The sequence below is a fragment of the Psychrobacillus sp. FSL W7-1457 genome (assembly GCF_038593405.1).
In the GTDB taxonomy this organism is placed as follows: domain Bacteria; phylum Bacillota; class Bacilli; order Bacillales_A; family Planococcaceae; genus Psychrobacillus.
Window position 1 is genome coordinate 2,636,561 of the sequence record NZ_CP151993.1, and the last position, 24,720, is coordinate 2,661,280.

The window sequence follows — 24,720 nt, forward strand, 5'->3', positions numbered from 1 at the left end:
AAAAAATAAAAGATAGTAGAAAAAAAGCATACCTATTAGGCATGCTTAAGAACTTCTTCTTACTTTTATGATACAAAGGCACTTCCTATTTCATTGTTATCTTCCAAAACAAGAATTCCTTTTACTTCTGGAGCGTTCGGTAAAGCTAGCTCTCTTGCAGAGCAAAGCATACCACTAGAAGCGATGCCACGAAGCTCTGCATCTTTGATAACCATACCAGACGGCATGACTGCTCCTACTTTAGCTACCACTACCTTTTGTCCAGCATCCACGTTTGGAGCTCCACATACAATTTGTAGCGTTTCATTGCCCACGTTTACTTGACACACCTTTAGTTTATCCGCGTTTGGATGTTGTTCTAAAGATTCCACAAAACCAACTACAAATTTAGGAGATAAATCGACCTCTAATGTGTAGTCTACATGATTAGTGTTCAATACCTCTTGAATTTTAGCAACAAGCGCTTCATTTAGATCAACTTGTCCGTTTGCTTCTAAAGGTGCATATTTACTGAAGCCAAATATGTTAATGGCAAGAATCTCAGAAGTTTGCACGTCTTTGACAAGCGTCACATCTCCAATAATGTCAGTAGTAACCTTTTCTGTTTTTTCAGGCGTGATTTGTATTAACAAAACGTCACCTACACCAGCTGCGTTGTAAAAAATATTCATTTGTCTTCTTTCTCCTTTGTTACTCGATTTTTAGCCAAGATAAAAATAGGCTCTAAATCTCCCTTTTCGTATATAAAAGATAATGAGGTGATCGGCACAGTTCCTACTGTAAAGAAATGCATAGTCATTTGAGCTAATACATCGTAGCCTGTCTCATTTCTTATATCACCAATAATCATAACATCTTGATGGGGTACAGAAACAGTCATATCTCCAGAAATCTGTTTTTTCATATCTTTTAGAAGCGATTCATTCAATATTCTGCTTGCATCATAGCCATCATTATTGTTAAAAAAGTAAAAAATATTACCGGCAACTTCATCTGTCTTATAATTTGTTTTTAAGTTTCTGACTTGGAATAGAGCTCTCTCACGTATTTCAGTCTCACGTAAGCCCCAGCTTGCTAACATTTTCTCATCTATTAAACGATACGTGTTACCTAAATCTAAAACATAATAGATTCTTGTTTCTGCTGTATGATCCTTCGTAACAAAACGATTGCCCTCATTTGATTTTAAAGGAAAGGATGTAGAACGAATAACTGGGTACACAGCGAAATTCGGGTCCAGCAGTCCTTCCATCTCCTTTTCCATCGCTAAAAAGGTTTCTAATATAGTGTAAACTACCTCATCTATTGCCTTTTCTTTTTTGGTCTCATATCTTGCCAAAATCGGAGGAATGGATAGATCTATTCCTTTTCCTAGTTCCTTATGCGTTATGCGCAGTTTGTTTGTTTCACGATTGTAATCATACGTATATTTATCTTCTGAAATTTTTGTTTTAAATATTTTTATTAACTCAAGAGCTTTCAAAGTATCCTTCCTTTCACAATTCTTTCGCTACCTATGTGCATTCTATCTTTGGGAAGCATATAAAAACAACTATTATGTACTAAGTACTACTCCTATTTACAAAATGTAAAAACGGTTCACAAATGTGAACCGTTTTCTATTAAATAGATTGAAGAAATGATTCAATTTCTTCTCTTGTTTTGCGATCCTTGCTTACAAAACGACCTACCTCTTTACCACGGTCATAGGCGACAAAGCTCGGAATACCTAGAATATCTAACTCCACGCATAAATCTATAAACTTGTCCCGATCAACTGAAATAAATTGAAATTCAGAAAATTGTTCTTCTATTTCCCCCATAAAAGGATCAATAAAATGACAATCAGGACACCAGTCAGCGGTAAATTTAAATACAACTCTTTCATTGTCTCTCAATTGTTTAAATTGTTCTATAGAATTTAGATTTTCCATGTTACCCCTCCTACTTCGTTTGAATAGATCTTACAATCGTCATCATCTGTTCTAGATTATCTGATACGTCTTTCTCTTTCGAAATCGTTGTTAACTTAGTTCCGCCTATACTGGATACTAACTCATATCTATCTTCACTATTCTTCAGAATTGCTGCATAACCAAAACGATTGTCCGCTTCAAAGGTCTCTTCCTTAATTATATTTATATTCTTATTAGACATCATTAAGTCGTAATACAATTTACTCGTAGACAATTCATTTGGGTTTATAAACAAGATATAAGAGTCTTTTCCTTTTGATAGTAGAATATTAGTTTCATCAGAATCTTCTTCAACAGAATATCCACTTGGTAAAAATAGTTTAATGTCATTTACTTCTTTGTTAGGATCTTCAGCATCCTCCGTAAAAGCCTTCTCTGCTTTTTCTAGGCCTTTAACAGCTTGTTCATCTAAAGATGCACAGCCTGCACATAAAATGACAACTAGTGACGCGAGAATTCCTCGCATCCATTTTCTCGTCAATTTCGTTCCTCCATTCAAAGCATAACTGCTATATATTTTATCGATGATTTAATTTACTTGCAACTAGTATAGCTTATTGTTCTAGATAGGATTTCATTCATATAAATCTATTTTATCATGCTTAAGCTTTAAAAAGAGTTCATATTGACCTATAAGTAATAACATTATGTGCTCAAACATATCATTTCTTTTTATTATACCATTAGTAAATACGCCAATAGCTCCTTCGTTGTGACGAATCCCCTGTTTGTTGGTATAGGCGTCCATTATAGGACCTAGTTCCCCTCCAGCTCTCAGCTGCTCTGCAATTTCATCGGGTAATGGTACACCAGCTCCAGTAGCAGTAAACACTTCCCCTGTTTTCATTGCTAGTGCTCCCCAGTTGCAAATGTACATAGTTCCATCGATTTCTTGTACTCCGCCCTCTAATCCAATACTGAATGTTCCATCTAAAATCTCCATTGCATGTTTGGCTCGGTTGATAGCACCTTGTCTAGTCTCCTCATTACTCATTGGTTGGTCGGACACTAAAGAGGGCACGTCCTGATTTATAAAAATAGCATTGGGATAATATAATCTCCCTACTGTTTCTACTGCTTTAGTTTTAGCTCTATTATTAGTTGCAATCAGTATTTTATGCATCGTTTCATTTCTCCTTCTTTAAAACAGAAACTGTCTTAGCCATAACTCTAAAAAAAAAATGCCACGAGGGCATTTTTTTATACATTTGCTTTAATCGTTTCTAGAGTAGTGCGGTCACACGCCTTAACTAGCTTCACGATTAATTCTTTCGCTGCAGCGTAGTCATCAGTATGAATGATAGATGATGATGTATGAATATAACGTGAACAAATACCAATAACTGCGCTCGGAACGCCTTCTAGTGACGTATGAACACGTCCTGCGTCTGTACCACCTTGGGAGATAAAGTACTGATAAGGTATGTTATTCGTTTCAGCCATATCTAATACAAATTCTCTCATACCACGATGAGTAATCATAGATCGGTCAAAAATACGTAGAAGTGTACCTTTCCCTAACTGACCAAACTCATTTTTATTGCCAGAAGCATCATTAGCTGGACTAGCGTCTAAAGCAAAGAATAGATCTGGCTTAATCATATTTGTTGAAGCTTGTGCACCGCGAAGCCCAACCTCTTCCATTACGTTTGCACCGGAGTATAGCATGTTCGGTAATTGTTCATTTTGAACTTCTTTTAATAATTCGATTGCCAGACCACATCCATAACGGTTGTCCCAAGCCTTCGCCATTATTTTCTTATCATTTGCCATTGGAGTGAAGGGGCAAACAGGAACAATTTGATCGCCAGGCTTGATGCCCATACGCTTAACATCCTCTTTATCATCTGCACCCACATCAATTAGCATATTTTTAATATCCATTGGTCTATTACGAACTTCATCACTCAACAAATGAGGTGGAATGGAGCCTATTACTCCTGGAATTGCTTGGTTATACGCAATGATTTCTACACGTTGAGCAAGTAAAACTTGGTTCCACCAGCCTCCCAGTGGCTGAAAACGAATCATACCGTTATCCGTAATACCGGAAACCATAAACCCTACCTCGTCCATGTGTCCAGCAACTAAAATCTTCGGTCCATTTTCGTCACCTTTTTTTAACCCGAATATCCCACCTAAATTATCCTGTACAATTTCATCTGAATATTTAGTCAGTTCACTTCGCATAAAGGCACGAACCGCATGCTCATTTCCTGGCGCTCCTGGTAACTCAGTTAACGTTTTAAATAACGCGCGTGTTTCTTCATTCATTATTAAAGCCTCCTAAAGCCTCGTAAAGTTAATATTCACTCTTTAAATACATTCCCTCTCTATTGTAATAAAAGATTGAAGGGTTTACTACTAATAAATTTCGACATACGAAAAATTTTACGAATTCCATTTATATGATAAACTAAAATAAACACAAGGGAGGAATTAGAATGAAATTAAGAGACTATATGATGGGATTAGGTACAGGAGTTGTATTAGGTATTGTTGCAAGTCAGGCTGCCACTAAAATAAATCCAAACAAACCAGCAGATCTAGTGCTTAATAATATAAAGAACTCCTTTAAAGAAGAAGGTCCAATCGATGGTTCATGGATTTATATGAGTCCAGAGCCGTTCCAAAAAGAAGCAATCCGTTTTGAAGTGTATAAGGGCGGAATTTCTAGAATTAAAAATGGAGAGCTAGAGCAATTTGAATTTGCAGCTGACTCTAAAACTGGTTCTGTAGTAGACATAGCAAAGCTTTAATCATGTCCTTTTAGTTATAAAGCATAAAACCTCTTATTAGGTGTAAATTATCCGTAGGAGGTGATGTTTCATGAGTAGTAAGAACAACAAAAAAACCATGAATAAAAGAACACATAATAGCCAGGAGCTATACAAAAACCCTACAGTTAACCCTGATACAGAACTCGGGATAGACTTTGCCGAAGTCTCTAAAAATAAGGTGACAAAGCATATTACAAAAGAATCGAATAAATAATGCAAAGGTGAGTTTTATAACTCACCTTTTTTTATTTGTGAAAGTGTTGCGTATATGGGGCTAAGTGTTGTGGGAATTGGGAAAATGTTGCGCCTTTGCTCCAAAGTGTTGCGGGTAATGAGTGAAGTGTTGCGCTAATTTGGCTAAGTGTTGCGATTATTGCTTCAAGTGTTGCGCTAATTACATGTAGTGTTGCACATACGAAAAGTGTTGCACTTTTACTCCAAAGTGTTGCGGGTAATGAGTGAAGTGTTGCGCTAATTAGAAAGTGTTGTGGGGTGCTCACGAGCATTATTACCTAAATAATTGATACATTCCTTTCTTCCTAACGTATCCCTAATTAGAAAGCGAGGTGAATTTATCAAAATGGGTAAAAGTACAAGTATAATTTTTGTAGTCCTTCTGAGTTTTGTGATCAGTTACATTTTTTCATCAGCATTTGCTCATTATGGTTTAAACACAACGAACTTAATCACCGGGTTCATTATAATTGGTTTGACTCTCTCTGCCGTTTCTTTGTTTGGAAAACTATTTCCTGAAAAAACAGTTGTAGAAAATTAATATTTTTTTTAAGAGTTTGGGGGTGTTTTTTTATAAAAACTACTCCCAATCTTTTTTTCATACTTTTTGCATCGTTTTACTGTTTAAAAAAACCAAATTTGATACTCCTTTAATAACATTTCTAAATCTTGTTTGTTTCTATCAAGATAGAGACCTTTTATACCAGCTTGCTCGGATCCGTATATATTTTCTTTTTTATCGTCAATAAAAACACTCTCCTCTTTACAAACTGATAGCTTCTTTAACGCAAGTTCATAAATAGCTACATTTGGTTTCTCTAACTGAACGGAGGAAGATAAAATAATAGCTTCAAAATAGCAACGTATTTCTAAACGATCAAAAACCAAGTCCATACTTGGCATTGCATTAGATATAACAGCTAATCTATAATTTTTACTTAAATTCTCTAATACCTGTTTAACCTCTACGAACAATTCACAGTTTACTGCGTAATGAGTAAATAGAAATAATTCTTTGGCCACTTCTTTATTTTTCAAATACTTAGCAATGGCCCCATAATAACGCTCATAATATTGTTTCTCTTCCTCCCAAGTAGTGATAAATTGCTTTTCAGTTTCATTAGCAATATGTATGGCAGCTACAACTTCAGAACGTGTATATCCTCTTTCCAATAGTAAATTAATAATTCTTTGCTCCCCTTTTACAAAGGTATCAAATAGGACTCCGCCTGCATCAAGGAAAATTACTTTTGCATCCCTACTTAGTTTGCTCATTTTTTCTCCCTTTACTTCTAATCTCCGCTTCTATCTTTTCAACAGAATTTATTATAATATCTGGTCGATCTAAATGAACGGAGTGAGTAGAACCTTTAGCAAAAATCAAACTACTCTTTTTAGTCAAATAAATTTGTTCCTTAATCAGTTGCTCCCACTTATCTTCTAACAAAGTTATCTCTGTTTCCGGTAATCCTTCCCGTATCCCTATCGATACACAATGTTCTTTGTCTCTGCCAATTACTATTAAAGGTAGGTCTGGACAGACCTCCATATTTTTAATTACTTGAGCGTCATGCTTCCAGTTGCTAATTTCCAAATACATCGCCTTATAAAGAGTTGGGTTTAATGGAAATTTCAATAACCTTTTTTGTATTTCTGGAGGAAAGCTAAGTTCTTTTTTAGTCAGAATGATTGGTTCAATTAATGACTTGATTTCATTTGTTTTCATAGTGCTATAAGATAAACACTTTTGAAGCCAAGCATCATCTGTAGAGTCTTCATTCATAACAGGTAAATTTAAGTCATCCAATACAGCAAAATCGACAGAAGTAGAATCCACTAAGACTACCCCTCGAATCTTTTCAGGATACTGCTTCATAAAATGCTGAACACATAATCCCCCGTAAGAATGTCCAACCAAGGTGACAGGTTCAGTGATATGAAGTTTGTGAATAATCTCCACCATTTCATTTACCACCTTTTGTGTATTGCGCTCTCTTCCACACAATTCACTTTTTCCAAGTCCTGGTCTATGAAACATAATGACACGATTTGATTTACTTAGTGCTTCTGTTAACTCATACCACTCATCGAATGAGGATGCCATCCCAGAAACGATTAGTATTGGGCTACCTGTTTCCCCTTTAATGATGACTTCAATTTTCTGATGGCTTAAACTTAAACATCTCCTAATAACTCTCACCTCACCATTTTTTCGTCAATTGTTACTTACTTCTATATGTTTAGCCAAACCCCTGCTCCAAGTTGCTAAAAACTACTCTTCACACCATTTTTATATAAAAAAACCAGCTATAAATGCCAATAGACATTTATAGCTGGTGTATTTTTAAGAATGCGTTCTCTCTAATTTTTCTACAATTTCCTTGCCATCCGTGGACCATTTAATCATACGGTGATAGGCATCATGGTAGAAGCTGAACCAATAATTGTTTTGTAATGCTTCGTGGACCCATTTTTGCTTAGCAAATACAGAGGTCATTGGGTAGTCATCGTAAGCCAATACCCATAACGGATTTTGATGTGCATGTGTTGGCATAAGGTCTGCCATATGGATGATTGTTTCATCCTTTTGTTTTAATAGCACAATACTATGACCATCACTATGACCCCCAGTATGAATCATCTCAATATCTTCTAAAAGCTTAATAGAATCCTTGAATGTAATGACCTGTGATTGAATGGGCTCCCAGTTTTCCTTCCAATATGTATTGCTTGAACGGACATTTGGGTTCTTCATTTCATTCCACTCTACCTCTGAAACATAGATGGAAGCATTCGGAAAACTGGAAACTAATTCTCCATTTACCCATTTAGTTAGTCCACAAGCATGATCGAAATGTAAATGAGTCATTAAAATGATGTCGATATCCTCTGCAAGTAGACCTAGCTCGACCAGATTGTCATCTACCACTGACTCATCTGTAATGAAATAATTTCTGATTTGCTTGTCTGAGAACTTTCCAAATCCTAGGCCCGCTTCTAGCAAAATGTTCTTCCCTTTATGTTGAATCAATATTGGATCTGAAGGAAGTTCAATTTGATTTTTTTCATTGACCGGGTATTTCTTTTCCCATAAAGGTTTTGGCACTACTCCAAACATGGCTCCCCCGTCCATATGTGTCGTGCCACCTTTTAACCAAATTAATGTCATCTCGTGAAACTTATACGTATCCATACTTTCATCCCCTTTGAATAGTATTGATCTTTTATTTTTGGCTAATAAATCTAGACTCTAGACGATAGATTGGTTGACCTTTTGCTGAGAATTTCTCTTCATATTCAGTCATAATATTATCTTCTGGCATATTCGCATGTAAATCAAGCGATACATACGTTAACAGCATTCCATAGGCTGACATGCTTGTTAGAGAATATTCGAATAGACCTCTATTGTCTGTTTTGAAATGAATCTCTGCATTGTCTACTAAAATAGATTCATAAAGTTTTAAAAAGCCTTCATGAGTTAAACGTCGCTTTGCATGTCTAATTTTTGGCCATGGATCAGAGAAGTTTAAATAGACGCGGTGGACATCATTTTTTTGAAAATATTTTGCTAAGTCCGCACCGTTAACTTTTAATAGACGCAAATTTGGTAAAGGCTGAGCTTCTATTGCATTTTCTAATGCAGAGACAATGACACTGTCATAGAGCTCGATTCCTATATAATTGATATCGGGATTTTGTTTTGCCATTCCAGTTACAAATTGGCCTTTACCAGTTCCTACTTCTATATGAAGTGGATTTTCGTTATCGAACACTAAATTCCATTTTCCTTTTTGCTCTTCCGGATTTGGAATAACTATTTCTGGATGAGAATTTATAAAATCCTCAGCCCAAGGTTTGTTTCTTAATCTCATTACCTTAACTCCTTTTACTTGGTGGTTTTGCTAATTTCCATGCATTATGCTCTACTCTAAATGTATAGATGTTGCCAGGAATCGTCATGCAGGAAAATTCTCCGTCAACGTGCCCATACACTTGATCATTCATTTGAATGGCAAACTCGCTTGCTTGAATTTGTTTTACTTCTTTATAAGCAGTGTGTTTACCATAAAACACTGTGCCAAATATAAATAATAGCTTAGTTCGCTTCAAATGATGTACTACGGTTAGTTCGATTAATGAATCGTTTGGTATAGAGGAAGGAGAGATTTTCATGCCTCCTCCAAAATAGGGTTGATTACACACAGTAATAAACCAAACATCTTCAAACTTTATCGTATCTCCTTGATTTAGTAAAGAGAAAGAGAATTTTTTAAACTTAAATAACTCTTTCACAAGATACAGAATGTACACTAATTTACCTAATCCTAGTCTATTTAACCACTTTTTCCATTTAGATTGATTGGCTGCGTACACAACATGTGCATCAAAGCCAAAGCCCGCATTATTTATGAAATGAAACGTATCTGAATTAGTGTTTAAAACACCGATGTCCATCTGTTGTGCCGTCTGATATTCTAAAACATATTTTGTTAGCTGCTCGAGTGTTTGAAACACAAAAAAAGCCCGAGCAAAATCATTTCCACTTCCAGCAGAAATAACTCCAACTCGAACATGATTATACCCTATAGTACCTGAGAGGATTTCGTGCGCGGTACCGTCTCCACCGATTGCAATAATAAGAAGAGGGTCTTGGCTAGCTTCTGCATATTTTTTCGCTATATCGGTTGCATGCCCACTATATTCAGTTTTAAGAAGCGTAAAAGCGAAAGGGAGATGGTCTTGCCATGACTCCCAAAGCTTTTTAGCTCTCCCCTGACCCGCTATTTCATTAACAACAATTAGTACATCATTCATTTTCTATCTCGCTTTCCAGCTCCCAGCTTGCTCTAGAATAGGAGGTTGTCTGAACCAGATTAAGTAATGCCTGCGCTGCCTTAAACTGCATATGCTTCATCGGAGATGGGGACGATTTTAAAGCTTGAAACCATGCAGGAAAGATTCTTGTATCTACTAATTGAGTCTGATAGGCAGAGCCTGGATAATCGATGTAACCATTTCTGGATAGAACTACCTTTCGGATAGGCAAATCAATATCTTCCTTTTTAAAAACCTGCAAGAGAATAGATTCCATTCTATTAAGACTGATCATCGGACTTAATACCTTACTTTCGCTCTTCCCACTTTTCTTCACCCAGAAACGATCCCCACTTCCGATAAATGCATCCAAGTCTCTGCCTTCTAACATGACTATACATATAATTTCAGTAGGCAAAACGATAATAATATCTAATTCCACAGGGGCTTTTTTCAGTTTAAGGATTGGGTAATAAAAGAGAAAATAATTATCAGGTAATTGTAGTGTGAAAAGACGTAACAAGCTATCTCTCATAAACTTTGGATCTACATAGGATTTTTCCATTAAAGTAGAGCTAGCCCATTTTAATTGAAAATGAAATAATTGGTCTAAATACATTCGTCGTAGCTCTTCTTTAGAACTCGGGTTATAAACAATATTAGGTTCGAAAAAAAGAGTAGTAGATTCGTCTGGAACTTCTTGATCCTCTACCTCTTTTTCATCCAATATCTCTGCAGAGATTTCTTCTTTGTTTCGTGAAAACAATTTAGAGATAAAGGATTTTTTTTCCTCTACCTCTAAATCATCCTCCTGCTCCTTCTCCATCCACGATGTATCTAGAGCTCCTCTTTCATAAGAAGCGTTGACTCGCTCCCATTGTTGTTTTTTTAAACGAACAAATTGAGTAGGATACCGCTTTAAATCAATTTGATAGCGGGATATATAATCCTGTAATTTGACTAACTGAGCCATTCCATTACCTCCCTCTCACACGTTTATACTGGCAAATTGTTCGTAACGTGGAGTGCTTGCAGGATTTATTTTGTAAATGATAAAACCGCGAACTTCAAAGGACTGTTTCTCCAGGTTAAACGAATCGTACATACAGGTCTCCGTTGACTTCCATTTTTTTGCAACGGTTATATGGGCATGGAAGTCCTTTGAAACGTTTAACTCTATATACTCCAGAACTTTTTGTACAACTGCATGGTGAAGTCTTTGCAATTCCTCATTTTCATCGACAGCGACATAAACTACTCGAGGAGTTTTAGCACTCCCGAAATGAGCTAGTCCCGCTGTTGTTAAAGTAAATGCTTCCCACTTTATCTCTTTCAAGGATTCGATTAAGTCAGCTAATATAGATTCATCTACTGCAGCTAAGTATGCAAGCGTAATATGAAGGTCCTCGAGAAGAGGCAACGTTTTATGTGTTTCATGCATATTGGTTGCCTTTCTAGCCTCTATAATAGACTTTCCTATTGCCTCGGGAACTTTAATACCTATGAAATAATGGTTGCTCATACATTTAAAGTCGTAGGAATTTTTTGTTCAAAGGCTTTCTGAAGCTTTCTTGTTAACTCTCCAGGTTTTCCGTTTCCAATAACATTCCCATCGATTGAGATAACTGGCATAACCTCTGCACTAGTTGAGGACATGATGAATTCATCCATTTTCAGTGCTTCTTCTTTAGTAAACGCCTCTTCCACTACCGATAATCCAATCTCTTCACAGCAATCTAACAACACTTTTCTAGTAATACCATTTAAAATCAGGTTGCTCACTGGATGTGTATACAAAACACCATCTTTAATGCCGTACATGTTAGAGGAAGAGCCCTCTGTTACCGTATCTCCACGATGTAAAATAGCTTCAAAGCAATCTTTTGTAACAGCTTCCTGTTTAGCTAGTACATTGCCAAGTAGGTTTAATGATTTAATATCACATCTTAACCAACGAACATCCTCTACAAAACAAGCCTTAATCCCACTTTCAAGCTGAGCAAGTGGACGTTTTGTTTCTTTCGTGTAAGCTGTCAGGACGGAGCTAACTGCTGGATTAGGAAAGTTATGAATACGAGGGCTATCCCCACGAGTTACTTGTAAATAGATTTGACCATTTTGAAGCTCATTCGTTTCAATTAGCTCATGTATCATTTGATGAAGTTTGTCTTTAGTATAAGGAATGACTAATTGAATTTTATCTGCACTTGCGTATAGACGATCAATATGTTCAGTCGCTGTAAATAAATCTCCGTTATAAATTTTAATAACTTCATAAATACCATCGCCAAACTGATAGCCTCGATCTTCGAACCCAATTTTCACTTCATTCTCTTCTACGATTTGGTCGTTCCACAAAATTTTTGTCATAATAATTCATCCTCTCCTTATTTTTTACCAGCAAGCTCCACTATTGCATCTGCATAAATAGCAGTAGCTTTTATCAAATCCTCGATGTCCACATACTCATCCACCTGATGGGCTATATCTGGTCTGCCTGGGAACAGCATTCCAAACGCAACGCCTTTTTTTAGAACTCGTGCGTATGTTCCACCGCCGATAGATAATAGTTCTGCCTTTTCCCCTGTTTGACGCTCATATACCTTTTGAAGGGTTTGAATCAGTATATCCTCTTTATCGACATAATGTGGCGTAGAGTTAGAGCCTAAATCAAGTGTTATACCTGTATTTTGTAACTTTTCTCTACAAGCACTTAGTTTTTCCTCAAGTGGATAGCTAACTGAATAACGTAGACTTACTTGAGTACAAGAGCCTTGGGCAGGTGCATAATGAATAACTCCTGCATTTAATGTAGTTTCACCAGACACTTCATCTGCATAGTTTAAGCCTATTGCATGACCTCTGCTTTCTTCACCGAAAGCCATAACAAGGAACTCACAGAATGCTTTAGAATGTGTGGTTAAAGGCAATGATAACAAAAATTTAGCAAGGAGGATTCCAGCATTTACTCCATGGTCTGGCTCCATTGCATGAGCTGATTTACCACGAACTAGCACCTTAACAACTGGGCCTTCTGGAAGGACTTCGCCAGTAATTCCGTGTTCACTTGCAAAGTTATTAAATTTTTCTTTAATCGAATGAACCCCACCAAAAATATAAGCGAATGCTTCATCTGGAACCATATTTGTACGCTTACCGGCCTGGAAAAATTGGATCGTTTCGGTCTCAGAAGAACCTGTCTGAGAAAAGATTAAATTAGCAATTCCTTTTTCTGCATTGATAATCGGAAAGTCCGCATCCGGAGCAAAGCCTAGGTCAGGCATCTCTTCTTTCTCAAAATAACGAGTCACACATCTAAATCCACTTTCTTCGTCTGAACCTATGATCAGCCTTACACGTTTCGAAAGCTCAATCCCAGATTCTTTTACTAGCTTCATCGCCATCCACGCCGCAATCGTAGGACCTTTATCATCAATTGCTCCTCGACCGTAAATGCGATCATTTGCAACAACACCTTCAAATGGCGGGTAAGTCCACCCCGTCCCTTCAGGTACTACATCCACATGACAAAGTATCCCTAACAATTCCTCGCCACTGCCCATTTCAATGTGACCAGCCATATTGTCTATATTTTTGGTAACAAAACCTTCTTTTTCTCCTTCGTTTAACATATATTGAAGTGCCTCTAGTGGTTTTACACCGAAGGGAGCTTGCTCTGTAGCCTCTTTTTCATCTAAAACACTAGGTATTTGAATTAAAGCTTGTAGCTCTTTTATAATATCCGTCTTTCTTTGTTCTGCTATATCTAACCAGTTCATTGTAATCCTCCTATGTACTATTGCATATTTCTTATTTTACACTTATTTTATTCAAACACACAGTAAAAAGAAGGTTTTTTTGACTGCTGTTTAGTTAATACATCATTTGTTCTCATTAACCAATAGAAGCATTCAATACTCCACCTATTTGTGGTTATTCATTTATCAATATAATTCTATTTTGTTATGTAGAAAATTCAGTTATAACGGCTTTTTCTACTAGTTTCATATAAATTTCATGTATTTTTTTGTAAATAATCAGTAATTTTTATAGAAATTTCTTTGCAATTCTACTATAATAAAATTGTCAGACAATATAATTCTGACTACCAAAATTGTAAAGGGGCTGTCATTTGCAATACCACTGTTGCTTTTCGCCCAAGTCGTCCGCTAGTCTTGCCACGAGATATCAAGATGAAGGAGTGGTTATTTTTGAAACCTACTACTGATCGGATGCTCACTCGAATCAAAGATATGTATATGTTCATCCGAAACAACGGAACTGTTACTACACAAGATCTGGTCGATGAATTTGGCATCACTCCTCGAACTATTCAGAGAGATTTGAATGTACTTGCGTTTAATGATTTAATCATTAGCCCAACAAGAGGCAAATGGACCACGACGAACAAACGAGTTAAAATGACATCTTAGATACACCATATGAAAAAGAATGACCACGCCTAGGCATGGTCATTCTTTTGTTATAGACTTAATAATTCATCTTCCGTCAGCTCTCTGTAGGATCCTTCTTCCAATGACTCATCTAGCTTCAAAGCCCCCATAGACAACCGTTTTAAATATACGACTTCCTTATCTACTGCCTGGAACATTCTTTTCACTTGATGGAATTTACCTTCTGTGATGGTTAACTCAATTTCAGAAATTTGGTCACTCTTTAAAATAGTCAGGTAGCCTGGCTTCGTGTGATACCCATCATCAAAAATGACTCCTTCTTTGAATGCCACTATATCTTCTTCTGTTACTCTACCTGCTACTTTCGCATAATATACTTTAGGGACATCCTTCTTAGGAGACAACAAACGATGTGTTAGCGCTCCATCATTAGTTATAAGCAGCAGTCCAACCGTATCCTTATCAAGTCTTCCGACAGGATACGGCTCAAAATGCTTAACATCATCATTCAATAGGTCAATTACAGTTTGATCTCTAGAATCCTCCGTTGCAGAAACTACTCCTGGTGGCTTGTTCATCATTAAGTAGATAAACTCTCTATATTCCACTTTCTCTCCATAAACTGTTACTTTATCCTCTAATTCATTGACGTGATTAGATCCATTTTTAGCAACTACATCGTTTACTTCAATTGCCTTTGATTTAATAAGAACTTTTACTTCACTTCTTGTACCGTATCCCATATGAGATAGAAATTTATCTAATCGCATTTATTTCTCCTTAAAGCCTAATTTTTTCGCAATACGTGTAACTTTCTCACCTAGTAATTTCTGAGCTAATCCAAGACGAAGCGTCACATAGCCATAAAAGGCTGCTCCCACACCAGCACAAACTATAATAACTAGCAGCGCCTCCATTTTACTATCAATTACAAATAGGTTTTGTAACCCTGACTTTACAACATACACAAGTACAAGCATAACAGCATTGATGATGAGGATGAGAAGAATTCTTCTTGCTACCATAGTAGACTTATAATGCAACGTTTTTCGAATCGCAAACAAGTTCAATCCTATAGCTACTAAATAACCACATGCAGTCGCCATAATTGCACCATCGGTTTCAAATGCTTTGATGAAAGGTGTGTTTAACAACAGCTTTGTCAAAATACCTAATAAAAGATTTAAAATGATAAGCTTTTGACGATCAATACCTTGTAGAATTGCAGTCGTCACTGGATACAAGGCAAATAAAATGGCTACCGGTGCATAGTGTGCTAACACCGTTGAACCGGTTTCACTCTGTTCATAAAATAAGTGATAAAACTCCCCTGATAACACAGCAATTCCCATAGCTGCTGGAACGGTAAGAAATAATAATATTTGAAATGATTGATCGAGCGATTTTCTCACTTGAACAAAATCTCGCTTTGCATAATAGCTCGTAATATAAGGTATTAAAGCCATGCTAAATCCGGTAGCCAACATCACGGGAATCATGACCAATTTATGTGCAGAAAAATTCAGCATCCCTAATAAAATGTTGGAAATATCCCCACTTATACCGATAATAGACATAGCGCTATTAAAGGTGATCATATCGATGAATTGGAAAAGCGGGTTAATAACCCCAACTAGAGCAAATGGAACCGTATAAACTAAGATTTCCTTGTAAATATTTCTAAGAGAAACATCCGAGCTCGTTTTACCAGAATCATTCATCATTACATTAAATTCGGGCTTCAGCTTCTTCCAATACCAATATAGAACAACCATGCTCGCCAATGCACCAAGGAAGGCTGCAAATACTGCAAAGGAAACAGCTGTCTTTTCTGTACCCTTCAATATGTATACTACAAAAAATCCCCCAGCTAACACAAACATAATACGAACAACTTGTTCCCACAGCTGAGAAATCGCAGTAGGTGTCATGTGCTGATAACCTTGGAAGAAACCTCTTATCAAACTCATAAGTGGAACAACTATTACTGCAAAGCTGACATACTTAATCACAGTAGCTACATCACTCACAGAAAAAGCTGCTTCATCATCCTCAATAATCATATGAGCGATTGGATCTGCTAAAAAGAAAAGAATGATGAACCCTAACAATCCAGTGATACTCATTAAGAGCATGCTGGATTTCATTAGCTTCCTACCTGTCGCATAGTCCCCTAATGCATTGTATTTAGATACAAACTTGGAAACCGCAACCGGCACCCCTGAAACTGCTATTGCTAGCATGATTGAATAGGGAGTATAAGCGTATTGATAAAGGGCAATGTACTCTTCGCCGATTATCTGATAAAAAGGAATTACATAAAGAACTCCTAAAATCCTGGATAATAAGAGACCAACCGTTAAAATCATTGTCCCTTTTAGTAAATTCGATGCCATCTAACCCGTCCAATCCTTTAAAATGTCTATATTACAGTTTACAACTGTCTCATCAAAACTACAATCATGTATAATAAAGAAAAAAGTGAAAGTGTGAATATACTATGTATGACGTAATTATAATTGGTGGGGGTCCCTCAGGACTTATGGCCGCTGCAGCAGCAGGTGCTGAGAACAAAAAGGTTTTATTGATCGAAAAAGGCAACAAGCTAGGAAAGAAATTAGCAATATCTGGCGGAGGACGATGCAACGTTACAAATAGGCTTCCTCAGGAGGAAATTGTAAAGAACATTCCCGGAAACGGTCGTTTTTTATTTTCCCCGTTTTCCGTTTTTAATAATGAGGATATTATCGCTTTCTTTGAGAATTTAGGTGTTCCATTAAAAGAGGAAGACCATGGTAGAATGTTCCCGGTCTCTAACAAGGCAATGGACGTTGTGAATGCCCTTCTGGACGAATTAAAAAGATTGAAGGTAGATATTAAGCTAAACGCTCCCGTTGCTAAATTATTAATGAACGAAGAAAAGATAATCGGAATTCGATTGGCAACAGGCGAAGAAATTACTGCTGGAGCAGTAGTAGTGGCTGTTGGCGGTAAAGCTGTTCCTCAAACCGGCTCTACAGGAGATGGCTACCCGTGGGCAGAGAAGGCTGGTCATACGGTAACTGATTTATATCCAACCGAGGTACCTCTGTTATCTAGCGAGACATTCATCAAATCTAAGGAGCTTCAAGGATTAGCCTTAAGAGATGTGGCAGTTTCTGTTCTAAATAAAAAAGGAAAAGTAATCATTACCCATCAAATGGATATGCTCTTTACACATTTCGGCTTAAGCGGACCTGCTATTCTACGTTGCAGCCAATTTGTTGTAAAGGAAATAAAGAAAAATGGCGGCCCGGTTTCTGTTAGAATTGATAGCCTTCCCCACTTGAACGAGGAAGAAACATTCCAAACGCTTCTGTCTTCAATTAAAGAAGAGCCCAAAAAAGCAGTTAAAAACGTCTGGAAAGGATTAGTTCCTGAAAGATGGCTATTGTTTTTGTTAGAGCAAGCGAAAATTCAAGAAAGTGAGGATGGTCAAAATCTTTCTCACGAGAAGATAAGATCTCTTGCCCACCTTTTTAAACAATTTATCGTTAAGGTTCACGGCACCCAGCCACTAGAGAAAGCTTTTGTTACAGGCGGTGGAGTTTCCATCAAGGAAATTGAGCCAAAAACGATGGCGTCTAAGAAAAAAGAAGGATTATATTTCTGTGGAGAAATATTAGACATACATGGATACACTGGTGGCTACAATATCACCTCTGCCCTTGTTACGGGAAAGCTAGCCGGGATGAGTGCTGCAAAAAGCCTTCTGAATTAATTGGATAAAATTTGGATTCTTTTATAAGAATGCATTGAATTTTTAAACTATTTATAATACAATGGTCTTTAATGAGCGATGACGAAGAGTAGTAATCATATGTGACGCCATAGAGAGCTGACGATTGGTGCAAGTCAGTGCAAAGCATATGATGAATGGGCTTCTGAGTTCCAAGGCCGAAATGGCAGTAGGCCTTGGCGTTTGTCTACGTTATAGGACTAGCAGCTAATCGCTGCAAACAAGTGGATTACAATAGTAATCAATGAAGGTGGCACCACGGCTCTCCGTCCTTTTAGGATAGAGAGCCTTTTTGTATTCTTTTATAATTGAGCCGAGCTGAGAAAGAGGAGAGTGTAGAAATGACAGTTGAGACGAGAAGCTATGAAATGAAAGAAGTCCAAGGAGATATGATGACTCCCATCTCCATTTACCATGCACTAACAGGAAAAAAGAAAATGCTATTTGAATCCTCTGCTAAGCATGAGGAGAGCGGTCGGTATTCGTTTATCGTACTTAATCCAGTTGCAGAAATAATAGGCAACCAGTATCACTATGTCTTTACAGATGAACAAAGAAAGGAACACACAGGACATGGTATTTTAGAAAAACTAAAAACCATTCTCCCTGAACACAAGGAGCAATACCCCTTCTCTTTTTTTGGTGGAATGCTAGGTTACTTTGGTTATGAAACAGCATTTTACAGTGAACAGATTGGAGAGTATCTCCCCGATGATTTAAATATGCCTGATATACATGCTTTGTTTTATGATACCTTTCTTGTTTACGATCATTTGAAACAAACCATAACTATCGCAGCAATCGATTTGTTCCAGAACGGTCGCACTTCAAAAAATATGTTGGATTCGATTAATGAAATATATGAGGATCTTCAAGCAAGTGCTTCCCACCATGAGGAAGAGTTAGCACAGAAGCTTTCTTTTAAGCCTTCGATTCAAAAAGAAGACTTTAAAGAAATGGTAGAGAAAGCTAAGCAACATATTGTACAAGGCGATATATTTCAAGTAGTGATTTCCCAGCGTTTTAGCTCCCCTTTCACTGGGAATCCTTTCTCTCTTTATCGACAGCTTAGAACTTCTAATCCGTCACCTTACATGTTTTATATGGATTTCGGAAAGTACGTCGTTTTCGGCACCTCTCCCGAGAGTCTTGTAAAAGTAAAGAATGGATATGTCACGACAAACCCTATTGCTGGTACAAAGCCTCGTGGGAAATCTCCCGAAGAAGATCAGCAAAATGCTGCTAGTTTATTGTTAGACGAAAAGGAAGTAGCAGAGCATCGGATGCTTGTTGACTTGGGAAGAAATGATATAGGTAAAATATCAGAAATTGGTACGGTCCAAGTAAACAAGTATATGCAGATTGAATTGTACAAGTACGTCATGCATATAGTTTCAGAAGTAACTGGTCGTTTAAGAAAAGACACTCATGCATTAGACGTTTTAGCTGCTTGTTTACCAGCTGGTACCGTTTCAGGAGCTCCCAAAATCCGTGCCATGCAAATTATAAACGAATTAGAATCTATAAAGCGCGGAGTATATGCAGGAGCAGTTGGTTATATTTCCGTTACAGGAGATATGGACCTCGCCTTGGCCATCCGAACAATGATTGTAAAAGACCAGTTAGCTCATGTTCAGGCAGGTGCAGGAATAGTATATGATTCCGTTCCTGAAAATGAATATGAGGAAACCTTAAACAAAGCAAAAGCACTGTTGGAGGTGATTCGATGATCCTTCTAATAGATAATTATGATTCTTTCACGTACAACCTTTATCAACAATTAGGAATGCTTGGAAAAGATGTTATGGTTGTCAGAAACGACACTATTACCATTTTAGATATAGAGGAGCTTCACCCAGAAGCAATTGTCATCTCTCCTGGTCCAGGTAATCCATTAGATGCAGGTGTTTCTATTGAAGTGATTCAAGCATTATATAAGAAGTATCCTATCCTTGGAATCTGTCTAGGTCACCAATCTATTGGGGCTGCATTTGGAGCAAATATAGTGCAGGCTAAAACAATTATGCACGGTAAAACCTCCACTATTTCGCATAAACAAAATGACTTATTTTCCGTGTTTGATGGCCCTATCTCCGTCATGCGTTATCACTCCCTAGTAATTGAAGAGAACAGCTTACAAGATTGCTTTGAGGTACTGGCTAGAGCTGAGGACGACCTGGAAATAATGGCTATTAAACACAGTGACTACCCTCTGTATGGATTTCAATTTCATCCAGAGTCTATTGGAACTGAGCAAGGGACTCTGCTGATGAAAGGTTTTATAGATACGTTAAATTAACCGTTGAAAGGAGAGTTTCATGGTAGCTGCGATTGGTATTATTATTGTTCATGTTGTTGGGTTACTTTCATTGAAATTCATGTTTCGAAATGAAGAAGGCACTTCCTGATTTCTTAAGTAGTTACAACAAGATAAGACAGACTCACGTTCTAAGCGGACGCTTTCCATGGGGTTAGCGATCAGCAGGTGCTGTAATGTAATGTCCTCTTAATTAGAAAGCATGAATAATTTCATATTGAGGAAGAACACGAACAATTAATAGATGCTATGAATAGTAAATACTTTTATAAAAAGAAAGTAGAATTGATTTTCGCTTTCGGCGGACGCTTTCCGCAGGGGAGCGATAAGCCATCACCCATCGCTTACGCGCGTGGTTGTGACGTCTTATCTGTCTCCCTCCTCCCGCTGGAGTCGCCGCCTTTCGCTACAATCAATAACCTGTGAATGCTCGTGTTTAATAAGTAAAGCGTTAAATGTGAAAGTAATTGGTATATATAAAACAGATACGATGGACAACCATAATATTTAAGGGGTTTATATATAATGCGATTTAATGCAGTGGATTTGAAATTTCCATTATTTTTTAATTTCTTTATCATGTTAGTTGTTTTTATATTTTCTAAATGGTTTATTTTCTTGGTTTTAGCTTTAATGTTTCTTATTTTTACAAAGATAAAATACCAATTTGTTATAAATAATCATAACTTGTCTTTTATAGTTTCTCTATTTGGCTTAGATATTTCCAAAAGAAAGGTGAATAAAGAAAATATAAAATTGATTGAATTTAAAAGAATAGGTTGGCACCAAAAGTCAGTGTTTATTAGGTTAAAAAAAGGATTTACATGGAAAGTTTTTCGTTTTCAACCAGATAATTTTGATGAATACTTAGAGAGCTTTGCTACTACTAACTCAATAAAAATAAATAGGCATAAAAATTATTGAATTATTGGGTGCTTAGAAAGCTCTTTTTCTTATTGAACTATATCTAAAAGTTAGGGGGACCATTCAAATATTTGAGAAGTTTAATTTCGACTTAATTTATAGTGAACGCGATGATTTCACTCCTCTAGTGGTCATGATGTGTGGTGTAGCTGGTTCCGGCAAAACTACATTCTCACAACAATTAGAAAAGGAAGGCTTTGTGCGGCTTTCTATTGATGAGGAAATATGGGCCACTAATGGTCGGTATGGGATCGATTTCCCGATTGATAAGATTGAAGAATACAAGAAAGTTGCTGAAAGGAAACTGCGGAATTATTTAATTAAGTTAATTCACGATAAGCAGCAGGTAGTAATTGACTTCAGTTTCTGGGATCGTGCAAGAAGGAACGAATATAAGCAACTAATTGAAAAGTCCGGCGGTAAATGGAAGCTTATTTATTTAAAAGTTCATGCTGATGATTTGCGTCAACGGCTTAAAATTCGAAACAAACGCTTTGATGCTAATGCTTTTCCTATTACAGAAGAAATTTTAACTTCCTACCTTAATGGATTCGAAGTACCCATAGGTGAGGGAGAAATTGTAATTGATAATTAGTCCTATCAATCCATTACCTTAAAAATTTCCTTTTGGATAAGTGTATCTACAAAAAAAGCTGCTTATCTCCCATAAGAGATTAAGCAGCTTTATTATTTATTAAATAACGATGTTCACCATTTTACCAGGTATTGCAATGATTTTTTTGACTTCATTGCCATCAATCCATTGTTGAACCTGTTCAGATGCTAAGGCTAAGGCTTCTAGCTCATCCTTCGTAGCATCCTTAGAAACTACAAGCTTCGCACGAACCTTCCCTTTAATTTGGACAGGGATTTCAACTTCATTGTCCACTAGCTTCGACTCATCAAACGTCGGCCAAGATTCATAAGCGACAGACCCCTCATGACCTAGTATGCTCCAAAGCTCTTCAGAAATATGAGGTACGATAGGAGAAATAAGCTTAATGAAGCCCTCTACATATTCTTTAGAAATTTTCTCAGCTTTATAGCCTTCATTGATGAATACCATCATTTGTGAAATAGCCGTATTATAGTGCATTGCCTCATAATCTTCAGTTACCTTCTTCACGGTTTGGTGATACGCTTTTTCCATATTGTCAGATGATGTGTCGCTGACCTTAGGACTCAACGTACCTTCCTCTGTGACAAATAGTCTCCAAATGCGATCTAAGAATCTGCGAGATCCATCTAGACCGTTTGTGGACCATGGCTTAGAAGAATCTAGAGGACCCATGAACATTTCATATAAACGTAGTGAATCTGCACCGTGGCTCTTCACGATATCATCTGGGTTAACTACATTCCCTTTTGATTTAGACATTTTTTCGTGATTTTCACCTAGGATCATTCCTTGGTTAAATAACTTTTGGAATGGCTCCTTAGTTGCTACAACACCAATATCATAAAGGAATTTATGCCAGAAACGTGCATATAGCAAGTGAAGTACAGCATGCTCTGCTCCACCTACATAAAGATCCACTGGCAACCAGCGTTTTACTAGCTCAGGGTCAATAAGCGCTTCGTCATTATGTGGATCGATGTAGCGAATATAATACCAGCAGCTACCTGCCCATTGTGGCATTGTATTGGTTTCACGACGACCTTTTTTACCTGTGACTGGATCTACTACATTTACCCATTCTTCAATATTAGCTAATGGAGACTCTCCTGTTCCACTTGGCTTAATGTCTGTAGTCACAGGAAGCATAAGCGGAAGCTCTGATTCGTCTACTGGAGTTGAAGTTCCATCTTCCCAATGAATGATTGGAATTGGCTCTCCCCAATAACGCTGACGGCTAAATAACCAGTCACGTAGACGGTAAGTAATTTTCTTCTCACCTTTTCCATTTGCTTCAAACCATTCAATTGCTTTTGCGATGGCGTCTTGTTTATTTAGTCCGTTTAGGAAATCCGAATTAACAAGGACGCCATCCTCTGTGTAAGCAGCTTCTTCAACGTTTCCACCAGAAACTACTTCTACAATAGGAAGGTCAAATTGTTTTGCGAACTCATAATCACGCTCATCATGTGCTGGAACTGCCATAATAGCACCAGTTCCATATGTTGCTAAAACGTAATCAGCGATCCAGATTGGCATTTTTTCACCACTCACTGGATTAATTGCATAAGCACCAGTGAATACACCTGTTTTATGCTTAGCAAGATCAGTACGCTCTAAATCACTTTTCAATTTAACTTGATCTTTATATGCTTGCACTGCCTCCATTTGCTCTGGAGTTGTAATAGTATCCACTAATTTATGCTCAGGTGCCAATACCGCATACGTTGCACCAAAAATCGTGTCGGGACGAGTTGTAAATGCTTGGAATGATTGATCAGTATCCGCAACTTCAAATGTAAGCTCTGCACCTTCTGAACGTCCAATCCAGTTACGTTGCATTTCCTTTAAGCTCTCAGGCCAATCAAGATCATCTAAATCCTCTAACAATCTATCTGCATAAGCCGTAATACGCAGAACCCATTGACGCATTGGACGACGTTCCACTGGATGTCCCCCACGCTCGGATAGCCCATCAATTACCTCTTCGTTTGCTAATACTGTACCTAATGCAGGACACCAGTTTACCGGCACTTCATCCACATATGCTAAGCCTTTTTTATAAAGCTGGATAAAGATCCATTGTGTCCACTTGTAATAGGAAGGATCCGTTGTATTAATTTCACGATCCCAATCATATGAGAATCCAAGATCCATCATTTGACGTTTGAATGTTGCAATATTTTTTGCTGTGAATTCCGCTGGATCATTACCAGTGTCAATTGCATATTGCTCAGCAGGAAGACCAAAAGCATCCCAGCCCATTGGGTGAAGTACGTTATATCCTTGTTTGCGTTTATATGCACTTAAAATATCTGTTGCTATATATCCAAGCGGATGTCCAACATGCAGTCCAACTCCTGATGGATATGGGAACATATCTAATGCATAAAATTTTGGTTTGGAAGGATCGTCAATCATTTTATATGTTTTATTTTCTTTCCAATACCTTTGCCACTTTTGCTCAATTGCTTCATGATTAAAGCTCATTTTTCTTCCTCCTTCAGGTAATGGTGTTGTCTAAACCGTCATTTCACCAATAAAAACAACACCAAATAAAAAAACTCGCCCCTTAAAAAACTTAAGGGACGAGAGATATACTCACGCGGTACCACCCAAATTAGTGGAAAATTCCACTCAACTTGTCTCCTTAACGCGGAAAACGGTATAAGCTACTAATCGTTCACTTATACAGACTCAAAGGCGAGTTCAATAATTCGTAACACTAACTTGCACCATACGTTAGCTCTCTTTAGAAACGAGTGTTATTTACTATTCCTTGTCTTAGTCGAAAATTATTTATGGTTATTGCATTAATTCTAATTGAAATGAAAAGAAAACACAAGATGCACTCTCATCAAA

General features: G+C 37.2%; 26 protein-coding genes and 2 other annotated features. Of the genes, 8 read left to right on the forward strand and 18 right to left on the reverse strand.

All coding sequences use genetic code 11. The annotated features are described in order from the left end of the window. Nucleotides 1–65: 65 nt before the first annotated feature. The 6 genes from ytpR to NSQ95_RS12815 form a co-directional block, all read right to left on the reverse strand. Nucleotides 66–671: a YtpR family tRNA-binding protein gene (gene ytpR, locus NSQ95_RS12790; RefSeq protein ID WP_340882980.1), complete on the reverse strand. Its 606-nt coding sequence runs from the start codon at nt 669–671 to the stop codon at nt 66–68. Beyond that, nucleotides 668–1,483, reverse strand: a complete 816-nt coding sequence (locus NSQ95_RS12795; RefSeq protein WP_340882979.1) for a DUF1444 family protein — start codon at nt 1,481–1,483, stop codon at nt 668–670. Before NSQ95_RS12795 ends, ytpR begins: the two co-directional genes overlap by 4 nt. A gap of 139 nt (nt 1,484–1,622) precedes the next feature. Beyond that, nucleotides 1,623–1,934, reverse strand: a complete 312-nt coding sequence (locus NSQ95_RS12800; protein WP_169360019.1) for a thioredoxin family protein — start codon at nt 1,932–1,934, stop codon at nt 1,623–1,625. Between the two features lie 10 nt (nt 1,935–1,944). Further along, entirely contained in the window at nt 1,945–2,457 is a 513-nt protein-coding gene (locus NSQ95_RS12805; RefSeq protein ID WP_240949727.1) for a hypothetical protein, read from the reverse strand. Between the two features lie 93 nt (nt 2,458–2,550). Beyond that, nucleotides 2,551–3,099, reverse strand: a complete 549-nt coding sequence (locus tag NSQ95_RS12810; protein WP_340882978.1) for a DUF84 family protein — start codon at nt 3,097–3,099, stop codon at nt 2,551–2,553. 77 nt (nt 3,100–3,176) lie between these two features. Then, the gene (locus NSQ95_RS12815) at nt 3,177–4,250 is read right to left on the reverse strand and encodes a M42 family metallopeptidase (protein WP_342559719.1); all 1,074 of its coding nucleotides are present in this window, start codon (nt 4,248–4,250) and stop codon (nt 3,177–3,179) included. 170 nt (nt 4,251–4,420) lie between these two features. Here NSQ95_RS12815 and NSQ95_RS12820 point away from each other — a divergent pair, with 170 nt between their 5' ends. Further along, complete coding sequence (locus NSQ95_RS12820; protein WP_340882976.1) at nt 4,421–4,735, forward strand: hypothetical protein; 315 nt, start codon at nt 4,421–4,423, stop codon at nt 4,733–4,735. Between the two features lie 70 nt (nt 4,736–4,805). Then, on the forward strand, nt 4,806–4,970 hold the full coding sequence (locus tag NSQ95_RS12825) for a hypothetical protein (RefSeq protein ID WP_169360016.1): 165 nt from the start codon (nt 4,806–4,808) through the stop codon (nt 4,968–4,970). Between the two features lie 644 nt (nt 4,971–5,614). Here NSQ95_RS12825 and NSQ95_RS12830 read toward each other — a convergent pair. The 9 genes from NSQ95_RS12830 to pepV all read right to left on the reverse strand — a co-directional run bounded on the left by NSQ95_RS12830 (nt 5,615) and on the right by pepV (nt 13,587). Then, on the reverse strand, nt 5,615–6,265 hold the full coding sequence (locus tag NSQ95_RS12830; RefSeq protein WP_340882975.1) for an HAD family hydrolase: 651 nt from the start codon (nt 6,263–6,265) through the stop codon (nt 5,615–5,617). Continuing rightward, a complete protein-coding gene (locus NSQ95_RS12835) occupies nt 6,249–7,190 on the reverse strand; it encodes an alpha/beta hydrolase (RefSeq protein WP_340882974.1) in 942 nt (313 codons plus the stop codon). The genes NSQ95_RS12830 and NSQ95_RS12835 overlap by 17 nt, the downstream gene beginning before the upstream one ends. A gap of 144 nt (nt 7,191–7,334) precedes the next feature. After that, nucleotides 7,335–8,183, reverse strand: a complete 849-nt coding sequence (locus NSQ95_RS12840; RefSeq protein WP_342559720.1) for an MBL fold metallo-hydrolase — start codon at nt 8,181–8,183, stop codon at nt 7,335–7,337. A gap of 31 nt (nt 8,184–8,214) precedes the next feature. Then, nucleotides 8,215–8,865 (reverse strand): tRNA (guanosine(46)-N7)-methyltransferase TrmB, encoded by a 651-nt coding sequence (gene trmB / locus NSQ95_RS12845; RefSeq protein WP_340882972.1) that lies wholly within the window; start codon nt 8,863–8,865, stop codon nt 8,215–8,217. A gap of 4 nt (nt 8,866–8,869) precedes the next feature. Next, nucleotides 8,870–9,808, reverse strand: a complete 939-nt coding sequence (locus NSQ95_RS12850) for a YegS/Rv2252/BmrU family lipid kinase (RefSeq protein ID WP_340882971.1) — start codon at nt 9,806–9,808, stop codon at nt 8,870–8,872. After that, nucleotides 9,801–10,781 (reverse strand): nuclease-related domain-containing protein, encoded by a 981-nt coding sequence (locus tag NSQ95_RS12855; RefSeq protein WP_340882970.1) that lies wholly within the window; start codon nt 10,779–10,781, stop codon nt 9,801–9,803. Before NSQ95_RS12855 ends, NSQ95_RS12850 begins: the two co-directional genes overlap by 8 nt. A 15-nt stretch (nt 10,782–10,796) precedes the next feature. Further along, a complete protein-coding gene (gene thpR / locus NSQ95_RS12860) occupies nt 10,797–11,330 on the reverse strand; it encodes an RNA 2',3'-cyclic phosphodiesterase (protein ID WP_340882969.1) in 534 nt (177 codons plus the stop codon). Further along, nucleotides 11,327–12,178, reverse strand: a complete 852-nt coding sequence (gene dat, locus NSQ95_RS12865) for a D-amino-acid transaminase (RefSeq protein WP_340882968.1) — start codon at nt 12,176–12,178, stop codon at nt 11,327–11,329. The genes thpR and dat overlap by 4 nt, the downstream gene beginning before the upstream one ends. A gap of 17 nt (nt 12,179–12,195) precedes the next feature. Then, nucleotides 12,196–13,587 carry a dipeptidase PepV gene (gene pepV / locus NSQ95_RS12870; RefSeq protein ID WP_340882967.1) on the reverse strand — a complete coding sequence of 464 codons (1,392 nt, stop codon included), beginning with the start codon at nt 13,585–13,587 and terminating at the stop codon, nt 12,196–12,198. A gap of 432 nt (nt 13,588–14,019) precedes the next feature. Between pepV and NSQ95_RS12875 the strand changes: the two genes are divergently transcribed. Further along, nucleotides 14,020–14,241 carry a DeoR family transcriptional regulator gene (locus NSQ95_RS12875; RefSeq protein ID WP_169360007.1) on the forward strand — a complete coding sequence of 74 codons (222 nt, stop codon included), beginning with the start codon at nt 14,020–14,022 and terminating at the stop codon, nt 14,239–14,241. Between the two features lie 50 nt (nt 14,242–14,291). Here the strand turns inward: NSQ95_RS12875 and NSQ95_RS12880 are convergent, their stop codons facing one another. Together NSQ95_RS12880 and NSQ95_RS12885 are read right to left on the reverse strand one after the other, a co-directional pair. Then, nucleotides 14,292–14,993, reverse strand: coding sequence for a pseudouridine synthase (locus tag NSQ95_RS12880; protein ID WP_340882966.1), 702 nt, complete (start codon nt 14,991–14,993; stop codon nt 14,292–14,294). After that, complete coding sequence (locus tag NSQ95_RS12885; protein WP_340882965.1) at nt 14,994–16,619, reverse strand: polysaccharide biosynthesis protein; 1,626 nt, start codon at nt 16,617–16,619, stop codon at nt 14,994–14,996. A gap of 104 nt (nt 16,620–16,723) precedes the next feature. Here NSQ95_RS12885 and NSQ95_RS12890 point away from each other — a divergent pair, with 104 nt between their 5' ends. The 5 genes from NSQ95_RS12890 (at nt 16,724) to NSQ95_RS12910 (ending at nt 21,837) form a co-directional block, all read left to right on the forward strand. Continuing rightward, entirely contained in the window at nt 16,724–17,983 is a 1,260-nt protein-coding gene (locus NSQ95_RS12890; RefSeq protein ID WP_340882964.1) for an NAD(P)/FAD-dependent oxidoreductase, read from the forward strand. A gap of 69 nt (nt 17,984–18,052) precedes the next feature. Beyond that, nucleotides 18,053–18,278 (forward strand) — a binding site (T-box leader). Between the two features lie 64 nt (nt 18,279–18,342). After that, nucleotides 18,343–19,731, forward strand: a complete 1,389-nt coding sequence (gene trpE / locus NSQ95_RS12895; RefSeq protein ID WP_340882963.1) for an anthranilate synthase component I — start codon at nt 18,343–18,345, stop codon at nt 19,729–19,731. Next, entirely contained in the window at nt 19,728–20,300 is a 573-nt protein-coding gene (locus NSQ95_RS12900) for an aminodeoxychorismate/anthranilate synthase component II (protein WP_340882962.1), read from the forward strand. The genes trpE and NSQ95_RS12900 overlap by 4 nt, the downstream gene beginning before the upstream one ends. A 543-nt stretch (nt 20,301–20,843) precedes the next feature. After that, nucleotides 20,844–21,242, forward strand: coding sequence for a hypothetical protein (locus tag NSQ95_RS12905; protein WP_340882961.1), 399 nt, complete (start codon nt 20,844–20,846; stop codon nt 21,240–21,242). A gap of 67 nt (nt 21,243–21,309) precedes the next feature. After that, complete coding sequence (locus tag NSQ95_RS12910) at nt 21,310–21,837, forward strand: ATP-binding protein (protein ID WP_340885903.1); 528 nt, start codon at nt 21,310–21,312, stop codon at nt 21,835–21,837. A gap of 99 nt (nt 21,838–21,936) precedes the next feature. Here the strand turns inward: NSQ95_RS12910 and leuS are convergent, their stop codons facing one another. Beyond that, nucleotides 21,937–24,348: a leucine--tRNA ligase gene (leuS, locus tag NSQ95_RS12915; RefSeq protein WP_340882960.1), complete on the reverse strand. Its 2,412-nt coding sequence runs from the start codon at nt 24,346–24,348 to the stop codon at nt 21,937–21,939. A gap of 91 nt (nt 24,349–24,439) precedes the next feature. Beyond that, nucleotides 24,440–24,653: a binding site (T-box leader), on the reverse strand. Nucleotides 24,654–24,720 lie beyond the last annotated feature (67 nt).